22 protein-coding genes are annotated in these 23,117 nt (G+C 24.7%); 15 read left to right on the top strand and 7 right to left on the bottom strand.

Annotated features, from left to right (window positions below):
• Positions 1-364 precede the first annotated feature (364 nt).
• Positions 365-1,225, top strand: coding sequence for a helix-turn-helix transcriptional regulator (locus T523_RS06370; protein ID WP_042708096.1), 861 nt, complete (start codon positions 365-367; stop codon positions 1,223-1,225).
• A gap of 87 nt (positions 1,226-1,312) precedes the next feature.
• Positions 1,313-2,152: a helix-turn-helix transcriptional regulator gene (locus tag T523_RS06365; RefSeq protein ID WP_042708095.1), complete on the top strand. Its 840-nt coding sequence runs from the start codon at positions 1,313-1,315 to the stop codon at positions 2,150-2,152.
• Between the two features lie 269 nt (positions 2,153-2,421).
• Here the strand turns inward: T523_RS06365 and glyS are convergent, their stop codons facing one another.
• The 4 genes from glyS to tfrB all read right to left on the bottom strand — a co-directional run bounded on the left by glyS (position 2,422) and on the right by tfrB (position 7,368).
• The gene (gene glyS, locus T523_RS06360; RefSeq protein WP_042708094.1) at positions 2,422-4,128 is read right to left on the bottom strand and encodes a glycine--tRNA ligase; all 1,707 of its coding nucleotides are present in this window, start codon (positions 4,126-4,128) and stop codon (positions 2,422-2,424) included.
• A gap of 228 nt (positions 4,129-4,356) precedes the next feature.
• Positions 4,357-4,941, bottom strand: a complete 585-nt coding sequence (gene dcd / locus T523_RS06355; protein ID WP_042708093.1) for a dCTP deaminase — start codon at positions 4,939-4,941, stop codon at positions 4,357-4,359.
• Positions 4,942-4,981: 40 nt separating this feature from the next.
• On the bottom strand, positions 4,982-5,875 hold the full coding sequence (locus T523_RS06350; RefSeq protein WP_042708092.1) for a TrmJ/YjtD family RNA methyltransferase: 894 nt from the start codon (positions 5,873-5,875) through the stop codon (positions 4,982-4,984).
• On the bottom strand, positions 5,875-7,368 hold the full coding sequence (gene tfrB / locus T523_RS06345; RefSeq protein WP_042708091.1) for a fumarate reductase (CoM/CoB) subunit TfrB: 1,494 nt from the start codon (positions 7,366-7,368) through the stop codon (positions 5,875-5,877). The genes T523_RS06350 and tfrB overlap by 1 nt, the downstream gene beginning before the upstream one ends.
• Before the next feature lie 440 nt (positions 7,369-7,808).
• Between tfrB and iorA the strand changes: the two genes are divergently transcribed.
• From iorA to T523_RS06325, 4 genes are all read left to right on the top strand, one after another.
• Complete coding sequence (gene iorA / locus T523_RS06340) at positions 7,809-9,710, top strand: indolepyruvate ferredoxin oxidoreductase subunit alpha (RefSeq protein WP_042708087.1); 1,902 nt, start codon at positions 7,809-7,811, stop codon at positions 9,708-9,710.
• A 9-nt stretch (positions 9,711-9,719) separates the two neighbouring features.
• Positions 9,720-10,316 carry an indolepyruvate oxidoreductase subunit beta gene (locus T523_RS06335; RefSeq protein ID WP_042708086.1) on the top strand — a complete coding sequence of 199 codons (597 nt, stop codon included), beginning with the start codon at positions 9,720-9,722 and terminating at the stop codon, positions 10,314-10,316.
• Positions 10,317-10,644: 328 nt separating this feature from the next.
• Complete coding sequence (locus tag T523_RS06330) at positions 10,645-10,926, top strand: hypothetical protein (RefSeq protein WP_042708084.1); 282 nt, start codon at positions 10,645-10,647, stop codon at positions 10,924-10,926.
• Between the two features lie 207 nt (positions 10,927-11,133).
• On the top strand, positions 11,134-11,460 hold the full coding sequence (locus T523_RS06325; protein ID WP_042708083.1) for a hypothetical protein: 327 nt from the start codon (positions 11,134-11,136) through the stop codon (positions 11,458-11,460).
• A 284-nt stretch (positions 11,461-11,744) separates the two neighbouring features.
• Here T523_RS06325 and T523_RS06320 read toward each other — a convergent pair whose 3' ends face one another.
• Together T523_RS06320 and T523_RS06315 are read right to left on the bottom strand one after the other, a co-directional pair.
• Complete coding sequence (locus T523_RS06320; protein WP_042708082.1) at positions 11,745-12,176, bottom strand: acetolactate synthase; 432 nt, start codon at positions 12,174-12,176, stop codon at positions 11,745-11,747.
• Between the two features lie 8 nt (positions 12,177-12,184).
• A complete protein-coding gene (locus T523_RS06315; protein WP_042708081.1) occupies positions 12,185-13,486 on the bottom strand; it encodes a phenylacetate--CoA ligase family protein in 1,302 nt (433 codons plus the stop codon).
• A gap of 483 nt (positions 13,487-13,969) precedes the next feature.
• On the opposite strand from T523_RS06315, the gene T523_RS06310 reads away from it, so the two are divergent.
• The 4 genes from T523_RS06310 to pyrE all read left to right on the top strand — a co-directional run bounded on the left by T523_RS06310 (position 13,970) and on the right by pyrE (position 16,747).
• A complete protein-coding gene (locus T523_RS06310) occupies positions 13,970-15,556 on the top strand; it encodes a sodium:solute symporter family protein (RefSeq protein WP_042708080.1) in 1,587 nt (528 codons plus the stop codon).
• Positions 15,557-15,564: 8 nt separating this feature from the next.
• Positions 15,565-15,681 (top strand): symporter small accessory protein, encoded by a 117-nt coding sequence (locus tag T523_RS09375; protein ID WP_332248289.1) that lies wholly within the window; start codon positions 15,565-15,567, stop codon positions 15,679-15,681.
• A gap of 276 nt (positions 15,682-15,957) precedes the next feature.
• A complete protein-coding gene (locus T523_RS06305; protein WP_042708079.1) occupies positions 15,958-16,194 on the top strand; it encodes a PRC-barrel domain-containing protein in 237 nt (78 codons plus the stop codon).
• A gap of 22 nt (positions 16,195-16,216) precedes the next feature.
• Complete coding sequence (pyrE, locus tag T523_RS06300; RefSeq protein WP_042708078.1) at positions 16,217-16,747, top strand: orotate phosphoribosyltransferase; 531 nt, start codon at positions 16,217-16,219, stop codon at positions 16,745-16,747.
• A gap of 431 nt (positions 16,748-17,178) precedes the next feature.
• On the opposite strand, the gene T523_RS06295 is transcribed toward pyrE, so the two are convergent.
• On the bottom strand, positions 17,179-17,703 hold the full coding sequence (locus T523_RS06295; RefSeq protein WP_042708077.1) for a MogA/MoaB family molybdenum cofactor biosynthesis protein: 525 nt from the start codon (positions 17,701-17,703) through the stop codon (positions 17,179-17,181).
• A 95-nt stretch (positions 17,704-17,798) separates the two neighbouring features.
• On the opposite strand from T523_RS06295, the gene T523_RS06290 reads away from it, so the two are divergent.
• From T523_RS06290 to T523_RS06270, 5 genes are all read left to right on the top strand, one after another.
• Positions 17,799-18,302: a PIN domain-containing protein gene (locus T523_RS06290; RefSeq protein WP_042708076.1), complete on the top strand. Its 504-nt coding sequence runs from the start codon at positions 17,799-17,801 to the stop codon at positions 18,300-18,302.
• Between the two features lie 187 nt (positions 18,303-18,489).
• Positions 18,490-19,665 carry a DUF2117 domain-containing protein gene (locus T523_RS06285; protein WP_042708075.1) on the top strand — a complete coding sequence of 392 codons (1,176 nt, stop codon included), beginning with the start codon at positions 18,490-18,492 and terminating at the stop codon, positions 19,663-19,665.
• 43 nt (positions 19,666-19,708) lie between these two features.
• Positions 19,709-20,692 carry a methanogenesis marker 2 protein gene (locus T523_RS06280; RefSeq protein ID WP_042708073.1) on the top strand — a complete coding sequence of 328 codons (984 nt, stop codon included), beginning with the start codon at positions 19,709-19,711 and terminating at the stop codon, positions 20,690-20,692.
• Between the two features lie 354 nt (positions 20,693-21,046).
• Positions 21,047-22,591 carry a methyl-coenzyme M reductase-associated protein Mmp3 gene (gene mmp3 / locus T523_RS06275; protein ID WP_042708072.1) on the top strand — a complete coding sequence of 515 codons (1,545 nt, stop codon included), beginning with the start codon at positions 21,047-21,049 and terminating at the stop codon, positions 22,589-22,591.
• Positions 22,569-23,054, top strand: coding sequence for a methanogenesis marker 6 protein (locus T523_RS06270; protein WP_042708071.1), 486 nt, complete (start codon positions 22,569-22,571; stop codon positions 23,052-23,054). Before mmp3 ends, T523_RS06270 begins: the two co-directional genes overlap by 23 nt.
• Positions 23,055-23,117: the final 63 nt, after the last annotated feature.

The following is a 23,117-nucleotide window of genomic DNA, read 5'->3' as shown; positions in this document are numbered from 1 at the left end:
GTATAATTTTTTTATATTCTTAATATATTTAATTTCTATTAATTTTATATTTATCTAATTATTCGATTATTTTCTTATTATTTTTATTTTTAAGAATTATTTGTTAATATACATCGGTTTTAACTATTTATGTATCTTAAAAAGATTTATATAGTAGTTTAATCAATTATTTAATTAGTTAAAAGATTTTTAAATTTAAAGTATTATTTATTTTTAATATAATGATTATAAAATTAATTTTTTTTATATTGAAATTATATAATTTTTATTTTTATTAATCTTTTATTAGGGTATTTTTTCTATTGTATTTTTTTAGATGTTTGGGGATTAAATTTTTTCATATTATTGTTTAAAAGGTGTCAATATGAATAAATTAATTGAAAAAAATAATTTAGAAAGAAATTACTTAATTAAATTTGATAGTATCTTTGATGAATTGTCTTTTTTAACAAATTCTAATGATCGTTTATATATTTTAAAATATCTTTTAATGTATGAATGTGGAAACTTCTCTGAAATGCATAAGAACTTAAAATTAACATATCCAACATTGAGCAATAATATTAATCGTTTAAAAGAATTAGGTTTTGTAATTAAAAAAGATTCAAAATTTTATTTAACTAATAGTGGAAAAATAAAAACACAATTAATTTTTAATCTTAATAATTCTATTAAAGTTATAGATTCATATAAATTATTATGGTCTAATCATACTGTTGAAGATTTCCCAGAAGAACTTTTATTAAACATTAGTCTTTTAAGAAATTCTAAAATTATAACTTCATCTAGAACTAATATTTATGGTTTAGATAATATGATTATAGAAAATATGAAGAAAGGTAAATTTATTTATCTTATGATTTCTGAGGTAAATTTTAAGTATGCTGATTTAATTTCATATTCTTTAAATAAGAATATTCCTGTTTATTTGATTCTTCCTCGAAATATTTATAATAAATTTCTTTCATTAATAGATGAAGAAATATTAAAACTTGCTTTTTATAATAAAAAATTACATCTATTGGCATCAAATGAATTATTTAAATTTAATTTATTTTTAAATGACTTTGTTTTTTGTATTAATCTTTTTTATGATAATGGTTTAATAGATAAAAATAAATTACTTATTTCATATGATATTGATTCATTAACTTGGGGAAAATCTCTTTTTGATATTTGTTATAATAGTGGAGGTACAAAATACGGTTCATTTATTAAGTCTTAATTTGTTTTTTAATAATGAAAATTGTATTTAAGAAAAAATCAGTAGATTTTATAATGTCTAATTATTTATTAATAAAAAAGGGATATTATGTCAAATAAAGAAGAATTATTATTAAATAAAACAATTTCTTTAACAAGATCTAAACTTAAATCTTATGTATTTTTAAATTTAATTAATCAAAATAAAAATTTTTCTGAACTGAAATTATTAGGACAAACATCATCTATATCAAATACTATTCATTACTTTGAAGATAATAATATTATTGAACTTAAAAACAATGAAAATTATGGTCTTGCATCTGAAGGACAAATTATTGCTATTAATTTTTTAAATTTTTTAGATGCTTGGCCTACAAAAGGGATTTCTGAATTTTTAAATAAACATATAATTAATGATATTCCTAGTCACTTAATTGATGAATTATATTTACTTCATAATGGAAAATTATTAACTTATGATTTTAATTCACCATATGAGTCTTTTAATGTATATACTGATTTGCTTAGTAAAACTCATAGTTTAAACATTGTTTTATCTATATGTTCAAGTGAACATATTAATATTTTATATGATTTAGTAAAAGATGATTCTAATTTTATTTTAAATATTATAGTTACAGAATCTATTTTATATGAATTGTATATAAATCATATAGATAATTTTAATAATTTACTTAGTTTATCAAATGTTAATTTTTATAAATCAAATGAAGAATTAAATATTTTTTTAAACTCAGGAAGTAATTTTATAAGTATTCAATTATTTGATTTAAATAATGAGTATGATACAATGTTTATGTTTTATGATACTTCTAAATCTGGAACTCATTGGGGTAAAGAATTATTTAATTATTTTTTAAATAATTCAAAATATCTTAATATTAAATCCTCTAATGATTTAAAAGAATATTTTATTAAAAAATGAGTCTGTTTAAATCTTTGTTTTTTATAAATAATTTAAACAGTATTAATATTTAAAAATTAAATTTAAGAAACTTATTCTAAAAATTAGGTGATTTTAACAAAGCTTAAAATAGTTTTTTAACTTTTAAATAAGAAATATATAAAAATAGTATTATATCTTGAAATTTATTCTATTTATGGTTTTAGAATATTATTAAGTTTAAATTTAAAATTTTTAGATTAATAGTTTAACTATAACTATTAATCTTTATATTAGAATAAATTAATATTTTATTCATTAAAATAATTATTAATATATTCATTTAATTTATTAATATTGATTCTTTCTTGTTCTTCTGTATCTCTATTTCTTACAGTAACAGAGTTATCTTCAATACTATCAAAATCTACAGTAATTGCAAGAGGGATACCAATTTCATCTGCTTTTGCATATCTTTTACCAATAGATCCAGATATATTGTAATCTACAGAATAACCTTCTTCTCTAAGAGAATTTGTAATTTTTTGACTAATTTCTGGCATTTCTTTTTTGTTTTGAAGTGGGAATACACTTATTTGTATTGGTGCAATTTCTTTTTTAAATTTGAAATATTCTTTTTCTCCTTCATCAACAAAAGAATGTAATAATACGCAATATAATATACGATCAATACCAAAGGAAGGTTCAATTACATGAGGAATTATTTTTTCTCCTTTAAGCTCTTCTTCAATATCTTCAAATTTAATATGTTCTGGTAATAACTCTAAATCAGTATCTAATTTAATTATATATTTTCCTTCATTCTCAATTTTTGTTTTAAGTTCTTGAACTTCTTCTGAACTTAAATTATCAAGATATGCTTTTACTTTAGGACTGTATTGTTTAAATGAAGGTCCAAATTTAGCCATATTTGGTCTGATAATTGTTTTTTTAACTATTTTTGCTTCATCATATGGTATATAAACGTTTAATTCTTCATTACTTTCTTTAGAATGTGCAGTTAAATCATAATTTCCTCTATCTGCAATACCTATAATTTCAACCCATCCATATTTATCAGTTTTACATTCAACATCCCAACAGTCAAGAGCATAATGTGCCATTTCTCCAGGTAAATGTTGTCTAAATCTTAATACATCTTCTGGGATTCCAAGTTCTTCTAAGAATTTTCTTGCAAGATATAATTGATAAATAAGCATTTCACTAGATACAATACCTTTATCAAGTGCTTCTTTAGCTGTTACAATTATTTCTTCAGTTTCATTCATTTGAACTTCTTGTGAACATAATCTAAATTTAACATTTTCAATAGTATGGAATTTTGGGTGTTTTTTGTTATTTGGATTTAAAAATATTTCTGCTTCTGCTTGTGTAAATTCACGAAGTCTAATAACTCCTTGTCTTGGTGAAATTTCATTTCTGTATGCTTTTCCAAGTTGAACTACTCCAAATGGTAATTTTCCTCTAAAATATCTTAACATTCTTTTAAATAATATGAAAATACCTTGTGCAGTTTCTGGTCTCATATATCCAACTTTATTTCCTTTTGCACCTATTTGGGTTTTGAACATTAAATTATAATCCCAAATTTTAGAAAGTTTTCCACCACATTCACTACATCTAATATTATTATCTTCAATAATTTTATCTAATTCTTCGTTTTCTAAACTTTCAACATCTTTATTAATATTTTCTTCAATAATGTGGTCTGCTCTATATACTTCACCACATTCTGTACATTTACACATTGGGTCTGTAAAATTATCAACATGTCCAGATGCTTTAAGAACTTCTTTTGGCATTACAGTTGGTGCTTCAATTTCTGAGAAACCTTCTTGTACAACATATTGTTTTCTCCATTTTTGCATTATGTTGTTTTTTAATGTAGCTCCAAGAGGTCCATAATCTGTAAATCCAGAAACTCCTGAGTAAATTTCAAAAGAAGGCCATAAAAAACCTCTTTTTCTACTAATATTAGTCATTTTATCATGATTCATTTAATAACACCAAAATAATTTTTTTATTTAAATTTATTATAATAGTTAAACTTTGTTTTAAATTTTATTTTATTTATTCTAACAAAGTATAAATTTATAAATATTATTTTTATAATTAATTTTTATTAATTCTATAGTTTTTAAATTTTTAATTGAAATATTTTTTTAAAATAATAATTTAATTTGGAAAAAATAAGTTTAATTTAATGAATTTTTAAGATAAGCTTTTTATCTATTTAATTCATAATCATATTTAATACGACTTGTTTCAGGACTTTTTTGTCCCATATATTTACTATTTCTGTCAGGATGCCCATATGGCTTTTCTGCAGGATTTGTCATAGTTTCAAAAACAAGTTGGCATACTCTTTGTCCAGGATATAATGCTACAGGCATTGCTCCTATATTTGAAATTTCAAGAGTAATTTTACCTTCAAATCCAGGATCTATATAACCAGCAGTTACATGCATTGTAACTCCTAATCTCCCCATAGAAGAACGGCCTTCTACACGTGCAACTAAATCATTTGGAACTTTAACATATTCATAGGTTGTTGCAAGTGCAAATTCTCCTGGATGTATTATAAATGCATTATTATTCTCAACAATTATTGATTCCATATATGATGCAAGGTCTTCATCATCCTTTGGGTCAATATATGGTTTTCTAATGACTTTAAATACTTTAAATTCATCACCTAATCTCATATCTACTGATGAAGGTTGTATTTGTTCTTCATCTTTTAATGGATCAATAATGATTTTCTTATTTTTTATATATTCTTTAAGATCCTGATCACTTAATATTGCCATATTTTATCCTCAATTTCTTCTTTTAATTAATATTTAATTATTATTCTTTACCATGTAAAACTTGATTAATATGTCTTAAGATACCTATAAATGTATGTGCTTCTCGACCTGTGATAAATGCACGATTTATAATATTTTTAAAAGTTTTTAATCCATTTTTCTTTTTATGTTCTGGGATATTTAATGTATCTATAATTTCTTCCATATCTTTTAGTAAATATTTCTTTTCAGTGTAAGTACTTTCTGTTAATCCTTCTTTAGGGAAAGTATTTCTATTTTTAAATATTTCATAAAATATTATTGCTGCTGCATGAGTTATATTCATTATTGGATAACTTGGATCAGTAGGAATAGATACAATCATATCACACTTGTCTATTTCATTATTAGTTAGTCCGTCCCCTTCTCTTCCAAATAATATTGCACTAGTATTATTTGTATTTATTTTTTTACCTAATTCTTCAGGTCTGATAGGTATTCTTGAAAGATTATAACTTCCACCAGGTGCACCAGTAGTTCCTATAACAAAATCGATTTGTTTGGATTCTAAGAAAGTATCTAAATCTGGATAAATTTCTGCTGTTTCTACAATACTTTTTGCGTGCATTGCTTGATAATATGCATCATCTTTTAATTTACATGGATTTATTAATACAAGATTTTTTAAACCGAAGTTTGCCATAGTTCTTGCAAGAAATCCTACATTTCCAGAAGTTTCACATTCTACAAAAACAATATATAAATTATTTCTAATTTCTTTTGCAGCATCTGAAAAATTATTTTCATTATTAACGATTCCACGAGTCTTGGATTTTGAAATAGCTTTAGTTTTAGATTTGGATTCTGTATCTTTTTTTTCAGTTTTTTCAATTAAAGGTGTGTTTTCTATAATAATTTCTTCTGTTGCAGTATCTCCGATATTAACACCTTCTATTAAATTTCATCAGCATAAGCTTCTTTTAATAATTCTATAAGATTTATTGCTTTAATGTTTAATCCTTCTTCATTTAATGCATCTTGTATATTTCTTTGGCAGAAGGGACAAATACTAATAAGATTTTCTGCTCCAGTATCTTTAATCATATTTACTTTATCTTTTGCTAAATTCATTGCTATTTCTGGTTTTGCACTTTTTACTCCTCCACCAGCACCACAACATTGGGAAGGATATTTCATTTCTCTAAATTCAATTCCAGGTATTTTTTCTAAAATTTCACGTGGTTCCTCTGTTATTCCTTGTCCTCTTGCAAGATGACATGGGTCATGCCAAGTTACAATTTTGTTTACTTCTTTCATTTTTGAATAATCTAATTTATCAATAAGGAATTCACTAATATCTTGTACATTAAGTGTTGAACCATATTTTGGATGGTCATTTTTAAGTGTAGCACCACAACCTGCACATATTGTTATTATAACATCATAATCTTTAAAAACTTCATTGTTTTTATCTACAAGTCCTTGTATTAGATCAGTTTGACCAGTTCTAATAAGTGGTGAACCACAGCATACTTGTCCTTCAGGTACATCAACTTCGATTCCATTAGCTTTAAATACATCCATTAATGCATAACCCACTTTCTGTAATCTATAATCAACCATACATCCAGTAAATAATGCATATTTTGCTTTTTTATTGGATTTATGTGTTTTGTTATAATTTTCAATAAATCCTCCTTCTTCAGGATAAGATACAGATCTTGTTGTTTCTTTAACTGATTTATGTATTCCTTTATGTGCATCTAAAGGTCCAAGATTATTATTTACTATTAATGCTCTAAGTTTTTCTATTGCATCCCCATAATTATTAATATTTTTAGGACAAACTTCTTCACATTTTCTACAGCTTGTACAATCATAAATTCCTTCAGATAATATTTCATTTAAACGATTATTGTCATTTCTTGGATCAAATTGAAATTTAGATAAATATCTCATAAAGTAAGGTCCTGCATATTCATCACCAAATTGTTTAACTACGGGGCAACTTGTAAGACAAGAATAACAATCAATACATGTTCTAACTTTTTTTGTTTCTTCAAGTTCTTCAGGACTTAAATTGAGATTAAGTTTTTTACTTTCTTTAGAATTTAATTCTAATTTTAATTTGGAAGTTTTATTTTCATAAGGTGTTCTATCAACTATTAAATCTTTAATTATTGGTAAATTTAATGGTTCAATAATATCTCCATCTTTTATTTCTCTTTTACAAGCAAGTGCTCCATTTCCATTAACTTTAACACCACAAGAACCACATTGTCCCGCTCTACAAGAGCTTCTGAAACTAATATCTGCATCATATTTATCATTAATAAAGTTTAATGCATCTAAAACTTTCATTTTATTTGTTTCTTCAATTTCATAACTTTCAAAATAAGGTTCTTTGTCTTTTTCTGGGTTGAACCTTAACACTTTAATTGTAATCATGATGTATTCAAATCCTTTAATTTTTTTCTTAAAGTCTATTAAAAAGTAATTATTAATATTCTAATTTTATATTTTATATATAAAATAATTATTTATTATACCTAATTTTAACAAGATTTTCTCTTTATTAAAATTTTTATTATTTCGATATTTTTTATGAAAAATATTATAATAATTATATATATTTCCTTAGACTAAAATATAAATTAATAAAGTATATTTTTATCTAAAATTTGTATTTATAAATATTTTCTTAGAATTTTTTTATTTTTATTAAAATTAGCTTTGATTTGTAAAAATTCTTTATTTTTTAGAATTTTTTTTATTAAATTTAATTTTGATTCATGATAAAATTCTTTATTTATCTAATTTACAAATTTAAAAGTATAATTAATTTATTATTATTTTTAATAACTTTTTATAAATATTGAGGTAAGTTTATGGGTTATGAACAATTAGTTAATGGTAAAAAAGGAGATAAATTATTTTTACTAGGTAATGAAGCAGCAGTAAGAGGAGCTATTGAAGCAGGTTTATCTGTTGCAGCAACTTATCCTGGAACTCCTTCTTCTGAAATTGGAAATATTTTATCTGTTGTTGCTAAAGATGCAGGTATTTATTTTGAGTTTTCAACTAATGAAAAAGTAGCTATGGAAGTAGCAGCTACTTCAGCTGTTTCTGGTCTTAGATCTTTTACATTTATGAAACATGTTGGTTTAAATGTAGCAGCAGATTCATTTGTTACAACTGGTTATTCTGGTGTTCATGGTGGAATGGTTATATTAGTAGCAGATGATCCATCAGTGTTTTCATCACAAAATGAACAAGATACAAGAAATTATGCTCGTCTTGCAAATATTCCTGTACTTGAACCATCTAATCCACAAGAAGTAAAAGATATGATGGTTTATGGTTTTAATCTTTCTGAAAAACTTGAAATTCCAGTTATTGTAAGAACTACTACTCGTGTTTCTCATATGAGGGGAATTGTTGAACTTGGAGATATTAGAAAACATAATGGTAAAGAAAGTGAAAATCATTGGAATCTTGGTCACTTTAATAAAAATCCTGAAGCATATGTTCCAGTACCTGCAAATTCTGCAGGAATGCATGAAAGACTAGTTAATAAAATAGATGATTTCTCTAAAAAAGCAGCAGATTCTGAATTTAATCAAGTAATTACTATTAGTGAAAATGCTAAAATTGGAGTAATTTCATCAAGTAGTGCATTTAATTATGTATATGATGTTGTAAATGAAGATAATATAGAAGCTAATTTCTTAAAATTAGGACTTTCTTATCCAGCTCCAAATGATTTAATTTTAGATTTTGTTAAAGATTTAGATCAAATATTTGTTGTTGAAGAAGTTGATCCTATTATTGAAAGAGATGTTTTAGTTGTAATTGGTTCAAATGGTCTTTCAATACCAGTTCATGGTAAATTTGATGGAACTTTCCCTAAATTTAAAGAATTTAATTGTGATATCATAAGAAAAGGTATGTCAAATGCTTTAGATTATGAAACTGAGAAAAGATGTTTTGCAAAAACTGAAGATCTTAAACAAATCATGGAAAATTTACCTGGAAGAGCACCTACATTATGTCCTGGTTGTTCACATAGGGCTACTTATTATGCTGTAAAACAAGCATTAAAAGAATCTAAAATATCTCAAGATGATGTTATTTTTGCATCTGATATTGGTTGTTATACTTTAGGTATTAATGCACCATATAGGGAAGCAGATTATCTTTTAAGTATGGGTTCAAGTATTGGTGATGGTTGTGGATTTAGTGTATCTACTGATCAGATGGTTATGAGTTTCATTGGAGATTCTACTTTTTTCCATAGTGGTGTGGCTCCTCTTATTAATGGTGCACATAATAAACATAAGTTCATTGTAACTGTACTTGATAATCGTATCACTGCAATGACTGGAGGTCAACCTAATCCTGGAATGCCTGTAGATGGTATGGGTGATGAAGCACCTGAAATTTCTATACGTGAACTTGCAAAAGCTTCAAAAGCAAGTTTTGTTAGGGTAGTAAATCCTTTAAATTTAAAACAAACAGTGGATACATATAAAAAAGCATTTGAAAATGATGGTGTTTCTGTAATTATTGCAAAATCTCCATGTACTTTAATTAAAGGATTCCATAAAAAACCACCAGTTTATGTAAATTATGATAAATGTACTAATTGTGATACTTGTATTAATGAATTAGCATGTCCTGCAATTAGTAAAATTGATGGTAAAATTGTAGTTAATCAATCTATGTGTACTGGTTGTTCTATTTGTATGCAAATCTGTCAATATGGTGGTTTTGAACAAACACAAGAGTGAGGTATTATCATGAGTGAAAATAATTATTCAATTTATATTTGTGGTGTTGGAGGTCAAGGAATTATTAAGACTTCTACTATTATTGGTGAAGCAGTAATGAATGAAGGTTATAATGTAGTTATGAGTGAAATTCATGGAATGTCTCAAAGAGGAGGTTCTGTTTCTACAGAACTTAAAATAGGTGATTTTAAAAGTTCTATATTAGAAAATCATACTGCAGACATGATTCTTGGATTTGAACCTTCTGAGGTTATTAGAGGATTACATAAAGCAAATAAAGACACTTATTTAGTATTTAATACTACTCCTGTTGTTCCTGCACAACTTGCAAGTTCAAAACAATCTTATCCTAATGTTGATTCAATGATAAATGCTTTGAAACAGAATTTTAATAATGTTCATCCTGTTGATGGAAATAATTATGCTAAAGAAGCTGGAAGTATTTTATCTTTAAATATGGCGTTACTTGGTTCAGCAGTTGCAGTTAAATCTTTCCCTATTTCAAAAGATTTAGTTATTGATGCAATGAAAAACAACCTTAAAGAAAAATACCATAAAATGAATATTAAAGCTTTTGAATTAGGATATAATGCAGTTAAACAGTAAATATTAGTTTTAAATTAATATTTATTTTTTATTTTTTCTATTTTTATTAGGTTTTTAGGTTTTTTTTCTATTTTTTTATAGGTTTTTTTATAAATTCTTTTGTTTTTATTCTTTTAATTTATTATTCATCGAATTTTTCTGTTTTTCATTTTATATGGAATAATTTGAAATTAAACTATATTTTATTTTTAATTTTAAAATAACTTGATTTAAGAGCTTAAATTTTTAAATATTCTGATTTTTTTCGTGTTTTTATTTTTAATATTTTAAATTTTATTTTAAAAAAATTTTAATATTAATTATTATAAAGTTAATATTAGGTGAGGAAATGTCATATAAAATTAAAAATGCTATTATTAAAAGAAACAATAATGGAATTAATGAATTCAATTTATTTGATTCTAATAATGAATTTAAAGATAAAGATGTATTAGTTGCTATTGATAGTGATGATTTAATTACTATACAATTAATAATAAATGCAATTATTAATAATGATTTTAAAAAATGGAATGAAATTGAAGTAGATGAGTCTGAATCACTTAAGACTTTATTTGTAAAATTAGGTTATACTAGAGAAGAATTACTTGAATTATTAAAAGAAATATAGCTTATTTATATATATTTCACTTGAAATTAAATAGATAATTTTATATGTAATATTTAATTAATCTTAAATTGAATTTAGTTTCATTTAAAAGAAGAAGTGTTTTTATGCAGTTCTTAAAATTAAATGGATAATTTTATATGTAATATTCAATTAATTTTTAATTGAATTTATTTTCTTTAAAACAAAAAAATATTAAGGTGGTTCAATATGCCTGAATTTAAATTAACTAATTTGTCTAGTTCAGCAGATTGTGAGATTCAAATGGCTATTGATTATGATGATGATGGTGAAGTAGAGAATCAAGAATTTTATACTGGTTCAGATTGGACAGATAATCCTGCAGAGTTAAGGGAGAATACTACATTTATCTGTGATGAAGAAGAACAAGAAGAGTGGAATTATTTCTTTAATGGTTTTATGCATTTATTAGAAAGTGGAGAATTAGTTGAAGAGTTAAAAAATCTTAAAGAAATTAATGATTCTTATGAATTTGATGATGAAGATATTAAAGTTGAATTAGTTGATGATGATTAACTTATTTCATCATCTTTAAATTAATTTAATATATAATTTAATTTTTTTATAATTGTAATAATTTTTATGTTTTGTTTTAAATTTTGTATTTTTTTATAATTTTTTTTAAAAATTAGTTTTTTTTAAGTGTTTTATGGTTTATATCTTTTAGAATTAGTTTTTTATTTGCTTTGTGGTTTTCTTTAGAAAATTAGTTTCTTATTTTAAAAGTAGTTTATAATTAAATTTTTTATTAAATATAAGGTTTATAATTATTTAAAAATTTTGAGAAAATATTAAAAACTTTATAAGTTTTCAATATCTTCTTCATCGAATAAATGTGCATTTTTGCTTTCTAAAAGTTTTTTAGCTTTTTCATAATCTTCTACTTTTATTACAACTACTGCTTCATCAGTTTTATTATTTGCAAATGCATATATGTATTCGAGATTGATTTTTTCTGTTTCTAATGTTTCAAGAAGTTCATTTAGTCCATTTGGTTTATCTGGAATTCCAATAACTATAACTTCTGTTTCTCTTACAATAAAACCTTCTTTTTCAAGAAGTTCTTTAGATTTTTTATTATCTGTTACAATTAATCTTAAAATTCCAAATTTTGATCCATCTGCTACAGATAATGCACGTATGTTAATCCCTTTTGAAGAAATAGAATTAATTGCTTTTTTAATTCTTCCTTCAGTATTTTCAATAAATATTGAAATTTGTTTTACTACCATAGTATCACCTATTCAAAATTTCTTTCATCAATTACACGAATAGCTTTACCTTCACTTCTTGGAAGTGATCCTGGTTCAACTAATGTAACATTTACTCTAAGTCCAATTTCTTTTCCAATACTTTTAGCTATTTTAGCTTCGAGTTTATCTAAATCTTTCATCTCATCTGAAAATAGTTCGGGAGTAATTTCAACTTTAACTTCAACTTCATCTAAAGTTCCAGGTCTTGTAATGTGTATTTGGTAATTAGGGCTAGAGTTACTTACTTTAAGTAATCCTCTTTCAATTTGTGATGGGAAAACCATTACTCCTCTAATTTTGAACATATCATCAGTTCTTCCTGTAATACGAGTCATTTTAACTGTTGTTCTTCCACAGGAACATTTTCCATGTACAAGTGAAGTTACATCTTTAGTTCTAAATCTTAAAATTGGCATTCCAGTTTTTGTAAGACATGTTAAAACAAGTTCACCTTTTTCATTGTCTCCTAAAACTTCTAATGTTTTTGGATTAATAATTTCTGGATAAAAATGATCTTCTTGTATATGCATACCTGTTTGTTCTTCACATTCATTTGCTACTCCAGGCCCCATAACCTCAGTAAGACCATAGATGTTTAATGCTTTAATTCCTAATTTTTCTTCAATTCTATGTCTTAATTCTTCAGTCCACATTTCTGCACCGAAAATTCCAGATTTAAGGTTAATATCTTCAGGACCATATCCTTCTTCTTCAAGTGCTTCACCAAGATACATTGCATATGATGGAGTACAAGTTAAAATATCACTTTTAAAATCTCTCATAATTTCAAGTTGTCTTTTTGTGTTTCCTGATGACATAGGTATAACAGTTGCACCGAATTTTTTAGCACCATGGTCAATACCAAATCCTCCAGTAAATAATCCATATCCATAACAATTCTGGATTTTATCTTTTCTTAATCCTCCAGCCATTCCAATAGCTCTTGCAGTTATTTCTGCCCATATGTCAATGTCTTTTTCAGTATAACATGTTACTGTTGCAGTACCTGTAGTACCTGATGAAGCATGAATTTCAACAATATCTTCAGGTTCTGCTGCAACCATATCAAATGGATATGCTGCTCTTAAATCATCTTTAGTTGTAAATGGTATTTTTTGAATATCTTCTAAACTTTGAATATCTTCTGGTTTAAGTCCTATTTCATCAAATCTTTTATGATAAAAAGGTACTTCATGATATGCTCTTTGAACGGTTTTTTTTAATCTTTTAAGTTGTAACTCTTTCCTTTCTTCAAGATTCATACATTCCATTTTTTCATTCCATATCATTATATCACTTGGTTGTACTTTTTATAGTAATAAAAATGAAAATTATTTTTTCAATAATTTATATTATAGTAATATATATTTTAAATTACTATTTAAATTTTAATTTATTTGATTATTGAATAATTTTTATATTTTATATGGTTTATTAATAATTTTTATAAATATTTTAATTTAAATCTAAAAATTTATATATTTTATAATTGTTATTTAATAATGTAGAAAATTTTTTAATGAATTTTTATATGAGATATTTTAAAAAAATATTTTTTGTCTTGTTTAAATTTTTATGATAATTTTCATATACCTATATTTTATGAATCAACTAAAATTATTAACTTTGAGAAAATGTTTTTTAAAATGGTATAATTTTTGAGATTAATTTAAAGTGGGATTCTTGTTCTATTTTTTATTCATTTGTTTATCTGGAAGTTAATAAATTATTTTAGTTTTTATTATTTTTTTGATTAAATTTAGAGGTTTAAAATGAATTATTTAATATTAAGTATTGTTTTCATAGTCTACTTATTTATGGTTGTATTTGTAGGTTATGTTGCATATAAAAGAACTGATTCCTCTGAAGATTATTTGATTGCAGGTAGAGATACTCATCCTTATGTTATGGCATTAAGTTATGGTGCAACATTTATTTCTACAGCTGCAATTGTTGGTTTTGGGGGTATTGCAGGTCAATATGGTATGAGTATTTTATGGCTTGCTCTTTTGAATTTAGTAGTTGGTATATTTATAGCATTTGTGTTTTTAGGTAAAAGAACACGTAGAATTGGTGCTAACTTGAAATCAGTTACGTTTCCAGATTTTCTATCTCTTAGATATAATAGTAAGTTTTTAAAAATATTTGCAGGACTTATTATATTTTTAGGTATGACTTTATATTCTTCTGTTGTACTTATTGGAGCAGCAAGATTTATGGAAACATCACTTTCAATTAATTTCCAATTAGCATTACTTATTTTATCTATAATTATTGCAATGTATGTATTTTATGGTGGTATTAAAGGTGTTATGTATACTGATGCTTTACAAGGTACTATCATGTTTTGTGGAATGATCTTTTTATTATTCTTCACATTTTGGCAATTAGGTGGAATAAGTCATGCAAATATGGCATTAACAAACATGGCTCCACTATATCCTAAAGAAGCACTTGCTCAAGGTGGTACTGGTTGGACTAGTTTCCCTAAATTTGGAAGTCCTTTCTGGTGGTATTTAGTATCTACATTAATTATGGGTGTAGGTATTGGTACTATTGCTCAACCTCAATTAATTGTACGTTTTATGACTGTTAAATCTGACAAAGAATTAAATAGATCTGTTTTAATTGGTGGAATATTTATTGCTGTAATGCCTGTTACTGCATATGTTGTAGGTTCATTATCTAATGTATATTTCTATCAAAAATTAGGTAAAACGGCAGTTCAAGTTGTGGGGGGAAATATTGATAAGATTATACCTACATTCATTAATATGGCACTTCCAGAATGGTTTGTTTATATATTTTTATTAACATTACTTGCAGCAGCAATGAGTACTTTATCTGCATTATATCATACTCAAGGAACTGCACTTGGTAGTGATGTAGTAGGTTCATTAAAAAAATTGAATAATGATTCTTTAATTAGCACTACTAAGATTGGTATTCTTATTGCTGTAATTATCTCATTATTACTTGGTTATATATTACCATCAAGTATTATTGCATTAGGTACTTCTTTATTTATGGGTATTTGTGCAGCTGCATTTTTACCATTATATATTGCATCTATATATTGGAAAGGCACTACTAAAGCAGGAGCTATTGCAGGAGTTGTCTCTGGTTTGTGTACTAGTTTATTCTGTTTATTATTTGTATATAAAAAAACAGCAGCAACTTTAGGTATTTGTAAATTCATAACTGGTCAACCATTTTTAATACAAGCAATGCCTTGGCCTTCTATTGATCCATTAATATTTGGAGTACCAATATCTGCAATATTTTTAATTATTGTAAGTTTAATGACTAAACCATTAGATGAAGAATTAATTAATAAATCTTTTAAAGGAATTGATTAGGTGATAATATGATGGTTTTAGGTATTGAAGATCCAATGATTTGGGGATGTTATGTCCTTATATTAATATTTCTAATTATTTGTGTTGTATATGGTATAATAAACTGGAACAAAGGAGATGAATAATTAAATTTTTTTATTTTTTTATTTTTTATTATTTTTTGACTATTTTTAAAGCTTATATTGTTTAAAAATTTTTTAAAAAGATTTTTTATTTTTTAGTTATTTTTGTTTTTTGTTTTAATTGTTTTTTGTTGTTTTTGTATTTTTTCTGTTGTTTTTAGTAAGTTTTTATTACTTTTTTTTAAAATATTGTATTTTTTGATTTTTTTTAAAATTTATTTATACTTTAAAATACATAATAATTATTAATATATTTCTTAAAATATTGGAGGAAGCATCATGAGAATAGTTAAAGATTTAATTGGTAAAGAAGTATTAGATGCAGATGTTAATAATATGGGTGTTGTTGATGATGTAGAAATTGACAAAGAAACTAGTACTGTTTTATCACTTGTAATTAAAAAGAAAGGTATTTCTAATGCAATTAGAGCTTCTAAAAGTGAAGATATTATTCCATTTGATTTAGTTAAAACAGTTGGGGATAAAATTATTCTCAAAGATACATATGATATATAAAATTATTATTTAGGTTATTTATATGGCTTCAAAAGATTATTTAATTAAAATTTTAAAAGAAAATAAAGTTTTTGAAAAAGGACATTTTGTTTTAGCTTCTGGTAAAGAAAGCGATTATTATGTTAATATGAAAAAAGCTATTACTAATCCAGAAATTCTTAAAACAATTGCAGAATTAATTAGTGAAAAAATTGAAGGCGAAAATATTGATAAAATTGCGGGGCCTGCTTTAGGTGCAGTTCCTATTGCTGTTGCATCTTCTTTAAATACTAAAATTCCTCTTTTGATGATTAGGAAAGAGAAAAAAGGTTATGGAACTTCAAAACAAATTGAAGGTGAATTAAATACTGGAGATAATGTTATTGTAGTTGAAGATGTAACTACTACTGGTGGTTCTCTTCTTAAAGCAATTAAAGTTATTAAAGATAATGGTGGTATTGTAAAAAGAGCATTTGTTGTTGTAGATAGAGAAGAAGGAGCAATTGATGCTTTTGAAAATGAAGGTATTAAATTAGAACCGTTAATTTCTGTTAGTGAATTTTTTAAAGATTAACTAATTCTAATTTATTCTATTTTTGATTATTTTTTAATTCTATTGAAAAGAGTTTTACTTAAAAATTTAATTTTTATAGTGGAATTAAATAGTATCTTAAATTTAGAGAATTTCAACAAACTTAATATTTTAGTATTGTTTTTTTTATTTTTTAAGTAGATTCTTCTCTTTTATTTTAGTATTGTTTTTTTTATTTTTTAAGTAAAATCTTTTTTTTGAACTTATAATTAAGATTTTTATCTATATTTTTTTTAAATTGAAATTATTAATTTAATTTTTTAGTTAAAAATAATTTTTTTGTATTTTTTAAATTAAATTATTAATTTTACATATTTTATTTAAACATAATTTATATGATTATAACTTATATTTTGAATTTTAACTAATATAAAATATTATAAGAAAATAAATTAATTTTACTTATTTATTTATTATTTTCTTGTATGTTTTACAATATGAGCAATTTCATCTTTAATTATATTCATAGCTGTTTTAACTGCATTTGGTGATCCTGGCATTGAGAATATGAGTGTTTTATTATAAACCCCTGCAGAGGCTCTTGATAATAATGCTCCTGAACCTAACTCTTCATATGATTTTAATCTAAATAATTCTCCAAAACCTGGAACTTCTTTATCATATAATGGTTTTAATGTTTCTATTGTAATATCTCTTGATTCTAATCCAGTTCCACCAGTAGTAAATATAACATCAATAGATTTTTTGTTCATCTCTTTTATTGTTTTTAAAAGTAAATCTTTATTATCTGGAATAATTGTATATTGTTCTATTGTATGATTTCTTTTTTCTAATATTTTTATAATATTTTCTCCAGAAATATCTGTATTTTTATTATTTTTTGAATCTTCATATTTACTATCACTTAATGTAATTACTCCACATTTTACATCAGTGGGAACATGTTTTTTATGTTCTTCCATACTTAGACTTTTCATATTTTGACTCCTATTAATTAATTTTTATATTATTCATATATTTTGTTTATTTTTTATAATAAAATTTATTAATTCTAAAAATTTAATCTATTATTATGGTTAAAAAGTATAATATTTTAGATGCTTCTGCTTTTATCGGTGGTTTTGAACCAAAAAATAATTTAAATTTTACTGTTCCTGAAATAACATATGAAGTTAAAGATTTAAAGTCTAAGATTCTCTTAGATCAATGTATTGATCAAGGTAAGATTGTAATTAAAAGCCCTGAAGATAAATATCTTAATGAATTAGATAATATTATTTCAGAATCTGGTGATGATTTAAGATTATCTTATCCAGATAAACAACTTTTGGCTCTTGCTCTTGAAATACAAGATAAAAAAGGAAATATTTGTGTTTATACTGATGATTATTCTATTCAGAATGTTTTGAAAATTATAAATCTTCCATTTAGTTCAATTATTACTGAAGGTATTCATGAAGTATATAATTGGATAAAAACATGTGAGGGATGTAAAAAAGAATATCCTTCTGATTATCCTGAGGATGTTTGTGAAATTTGTGGTTCTAAAATATTTAAAAGAAGAATTAAAAATTAGTTTTTACCTCTAAATTTTTAATTAAGTTTTTTTAGTATATTTTTAAATTTTAATTTATGTATTTTTAAAATTATTATTAAGTATTTTAAAAGTTTTTTAGTATATTTTTAAATTTTAATTTATGGATTTTTAAAATTATTATTTAAGTATTTTAATTCTATTTTTATAATTTATTTAAGTTGGTTTTATGAAAATTGGTGTTGTTGTACATGGTCCAAACATTATAGATTCTGGTTATGCAAGTGAGATTATTGATTTTTTATCAAAAGATAATGAGGTATACTGTAGATTAGGTGGTACAATGGGTAGAACTGCAGTTATTGATGCTTCTCTAGAAGATACAATTGATATTTCACATAAATTGCTTCCAAGTGAATCTTTGTCTCTTTTTGCTAATGAGAATGTTGATGTTATATTTTTACTTAATTATGGTAAATCTTCTACAACAGGGCATGTTTTTGGGTATAAAGTTTTCAACCATTATTTAAAAAGGAATTTTAATGAAAATATTCCATTAATACAAATTGAACGTCCTGGGGAAGATGATGGATCTATTGTTTTATGGAATTTACCTATTAATAATAAAGATAATGTATTTAATATAGTGTCTCAATTAAAATCTATTTTTAATATAGTTGAAGTTACTCCCTCTGAAATTGAAAAAAAACATTTCTCTGTTTTAGATACTGTTGATGTAAATAAATATGGAAAAGATGTGGTTAAACGTAAAATTCATGGTGTAAGTCCTGGAGAAAATATTCTTGTTAATGGTACAGTTATTGGTAAATCTGAAAGTGAATCATTGATACTTATTAGTAAAGATGGTATTATTGTTGATATTATTGGAGGTAAAATTAAGCAGCATGGTGTTGATAAACTTGGAAAAATTGATCTAAAAAAAGCAATTGTTAAAACAGGTCTTTTAAGAAGAGCTGAAGTATCTCCAAGAATTATTGGACATGACTCAAGTAAAAATATTTTTAAAGTAGGTTATCTTGACCATGCTGCAGAAGATGTTTATAGTTTAAAAGATATGGATTTAATTGTCACTGTTGGGGATGATACAACACTTCTAGCATCTGATATTCTATTTAGGTTTAAAATCCCAATTATTGGAATTACTGATGGTGATTTAGATAAGGTTGTTGAGAAAGGTTATAAATCAAATGATTCTATAATTTTCCAAGTTCAATCTGGGTATGATGATAAAATAGGTCATAAAATATTTAGTGACTTATTTAATTCAAATAATTTTTTTGAAGTTTCTTCAGATTCATCTACTTTAACAGAAATTATTTCTGAACTTTCCTTGGAAATTATGGAAATTATAAAATACATGAAAATTAAATACATAATTAAATAATTTTTTTTTAAAAATTTTATAAAATAAGTAGAAGGTGTACTTTTTGGATTTGGCTAATCTAGTTAAATTAATTCAAGATTTTAAAGGCGTTACTAGAAAAAATTCTATTTCTGAGGTTACTAATTTATTAGAAAGTGTTTATAATATTTCTGGTGATGTTCTTTTAGACTTTGGTGATGATGCATCAGCAATTGACATTGGAAATAATCAAGTAATATTATTTGCAGCAGATGGTATTTGGGGTCAATTAATAGAATTAGATCCTTACTGGGCAGGTTATTGTGCTGTTTTAGTAAATGTAAATGATATTGCTGCAATGGGAGGTAAACCTCTTGCAATGGTTAATATATTAGCTGCAAATAATGATAATGTTTCTGAAGAATTAATTAAAGGAATTAAATGTGGTTGTGAGAAATTTAATGTTCCTATGGTTGGGGGACATTTCCATCCTGATGCAGAGTATAATTCAGTTAGTGTTGCAATTATTGGGATAATGGATAAAGATAAAATTATTTCTTCTTCTGGTGCAAATGTTGGAGATAAAGTTCTTGTTGCAATTGATTTAGAAGGAAGATTTTATGATGAAGAAACTAAATTAAATTGGGATACTACATATAATAAAGATTTTCAGCTTGTAAGAGACCAAATAAGTGTTATGAATAAAATTGCAAATGAAAAATTACCTACTGCTGGTAAAGATATTAGTAATCCTGGAATTCTTGGGACATTAGAAATGTTACTTGAGGCATCTGGTGTTGGTGCAGTTGTTAATCTTGAGAAAATCCCTAAAAATGAAGATGTACCGTGGGAAGTTTGGCTTAAAGCTTATCCTGGTGCTGGCTTTGTTTTAACAGCTCCAAGTGAAAATTGTGATAATATTATTAAAAATTTAGAAAAGTATTCCTTAACTACAAATGTTGTTGGTACTGTTACAAATGAAAAAGTACTTTATTTAGAAAATGAAAATGAAAAATTAGCAGTATTTAAACAAGATGAAAATCCTGTTTTAAAATTTGGAGATTATTAATATTTATTAAAATTAATATCTTTAACTTGTTGAAATTATTTAAATTTTAAATAATATTTATTTTTAATTTAAAGTTATGTAGTTTTTTGATATTTTAATTTTAAATACTCTCTAATTTTGGTTTAAAATTAATTAATCTTTTATATTTTAAATTTTAGAGGTATTTATTTTTTATTTTAAAAATAATTACTTTATATAACTTAAATTTTTAAATTAAATTAAGTTTTCAACATAGTTATTTTTTATTATTTTTTTAATTATTTAGAAAGATTTTTTTATTATACTTTTTATATAATTATTTAAGATATTTTTTATAAAATTAATTATATTTAAAAATCTAATTAAGGAGATTTTATGTTAATAAAAATCAATGGAGAAGAAATAAATATTAAAGATGGCTCTACTATTAAAGATGCTATTGAATATTCTAATGCTCCTTATAATCCTGGAAGTATTCTATGTTTGATTAAAGGAGAAAAGGAAATTCAGAAGAATATTAACAAATTTAAAATTAAAACTCCTAAAGGTAGTATAATTATTGAGATGTCTGATAAGAAAGAGGCAAAACCTCTTGTAGATATTTGGAAAAATCAATATAAAGAGATTATTGGTTGTCCTATCAGATGGTTTTCTTCAACAGAGGTGGCTGCTGGTCCTTTTGTTACTGATTTAAAACCTACTCATAATGAATATAGATATATGGATTTAGAAGTGATTTTAAGTTTATCTGGTTTTAGTAATGAGTCAACTCATATTATTTTTTCTAAAGATAAACATAATAGTATTTATGGAGTTCCTGATTATAATAGGGGAGTTTTTGCTGAAGTTATTGGTGGTAGAAAAACTCTTAATAAATTAAATGAAGATGACTCTATTTTAAATATTGAACCAATTATTGAAAGAACCACTACTACAGATAGTGCTTCTGTTTATGATTTAGACACTGAATTGAAAGAAGGTTATGAACTATTTACTTATGTTGAAATTAAACCAAATTTTAATTCACCTAATTCTGTAGAACATTTATTTTCATTAATTGATGATGGTGTTATTAAAGTAGATTATGATGCTAATTCTTTCATTGGTTTTTACCAACTACAAGGTATTGGAAGACCTCTTGAAGAAACTGGGGTTCGTAAACGTGGTACTATTACTATGAGAAATACAGGTAGTGGAATTGGTAATATTTATATTTATAGGTCTGAAAGAGTAGAAGTAGATTCTCATACTATTGTTGGTAATGTTGTTAAAGGTATGGAACTTATTGATTCTGCTAAATTTGGTGACACTATCACTATTAGATCAAATCCACAAAGAATAATGACATTAAATAAAACTCAAAAAGAAGCTAATGATTTATTAGATTCTATGGGTATTGAACAAATTAGAGATGGATTTAAAGATGATGATGCAATTGTTGTTTCTCAAGTACCAGAATCAACTTTAGATATTATTAAAGAAGGTAAAGTTACTACTACTGCATACCCTGAAAAAGATATTACTATTATTGAACTCACTGATAAAGCACCAAGAACTGTTTGGTACTTTAGAAAATTAACTGGATTGGTTGAAAAACCAATTGGTCAATTAAAAGTTCATTTTGCTTTTCCTGGAATGAATATGTCCATATTTGAAGGAGATTCTAAAGATGCTAAAGGTCTTATTCCTGAAAATACTCCAAATGTAGATACTATTGATGCAGGTATTATTGGTGTAACTAATATGGTTAAAAAGAATGTTGGTTTAGTAGGTGTAAGGTTTGAACCAAATAATGATTTTGGTCCAACAGCTGAACCATTTGAAGCTACTAATATTATTGGAAAAGTTATAACTGATTTAGAATTAATTGGTAGATTAAAAGAAGGAGAGATTTTATATGTCCGCGAACTTAAGCATTAGTCCTAAATTATCTGCTGAAGAATCTGATCCTGATTATGCAATTAGAATGATTATATTAGGTCCTAAAGCTAATGTTAGTGAAAATCAAATTGCTAATCGTATGCATTTACTAAATTTACCTTTAACTATTAAATGGACATGTTATGGTGCAATGGTTAGTGGTAAAAGAGAATATGTTGAAGAAGCAGTAAAAGAAGTAAGAAAATTAGATCCTTATAATATATTTACTAAATCTAGAGGATTTCCACCAGGAGATCCTAGACGTTGTAGAGGTCATAGGTATGGTCCTAGAGAAGGTTTTCACCAAATGGAGAAAGAATATGAGATTCTTGGTGATGTTGGTGATGCATTAAAACATCCTAAAGAAGTTTATGTTGAAAGACCTAAACCTGTACCTGTTAATGATTTAGTTGATATTGTAAATGAAATAATAGAAAAAGAAGATTCCAAAGAAGAATCATAATTTTAAATATTCTTAATTAGATTAAATAAAAATCATATAAGATTCATGATTTTAAATATTCTT

The organism is Methanobrevibacter wolinii SH (assembly GCF_000621965.1).
In the GTDB taxonomy this organism is placed as follows: domain Archaea; phylum Methanobacteriota; class Methanobacteria; order Methanobacteriales; family Methanobacteriaceae; genus Methanarmilla; species Methanarmilla wolinii.
This window is presented reverse-complemented; position numbering and strand designations above follow the sequence as displayed.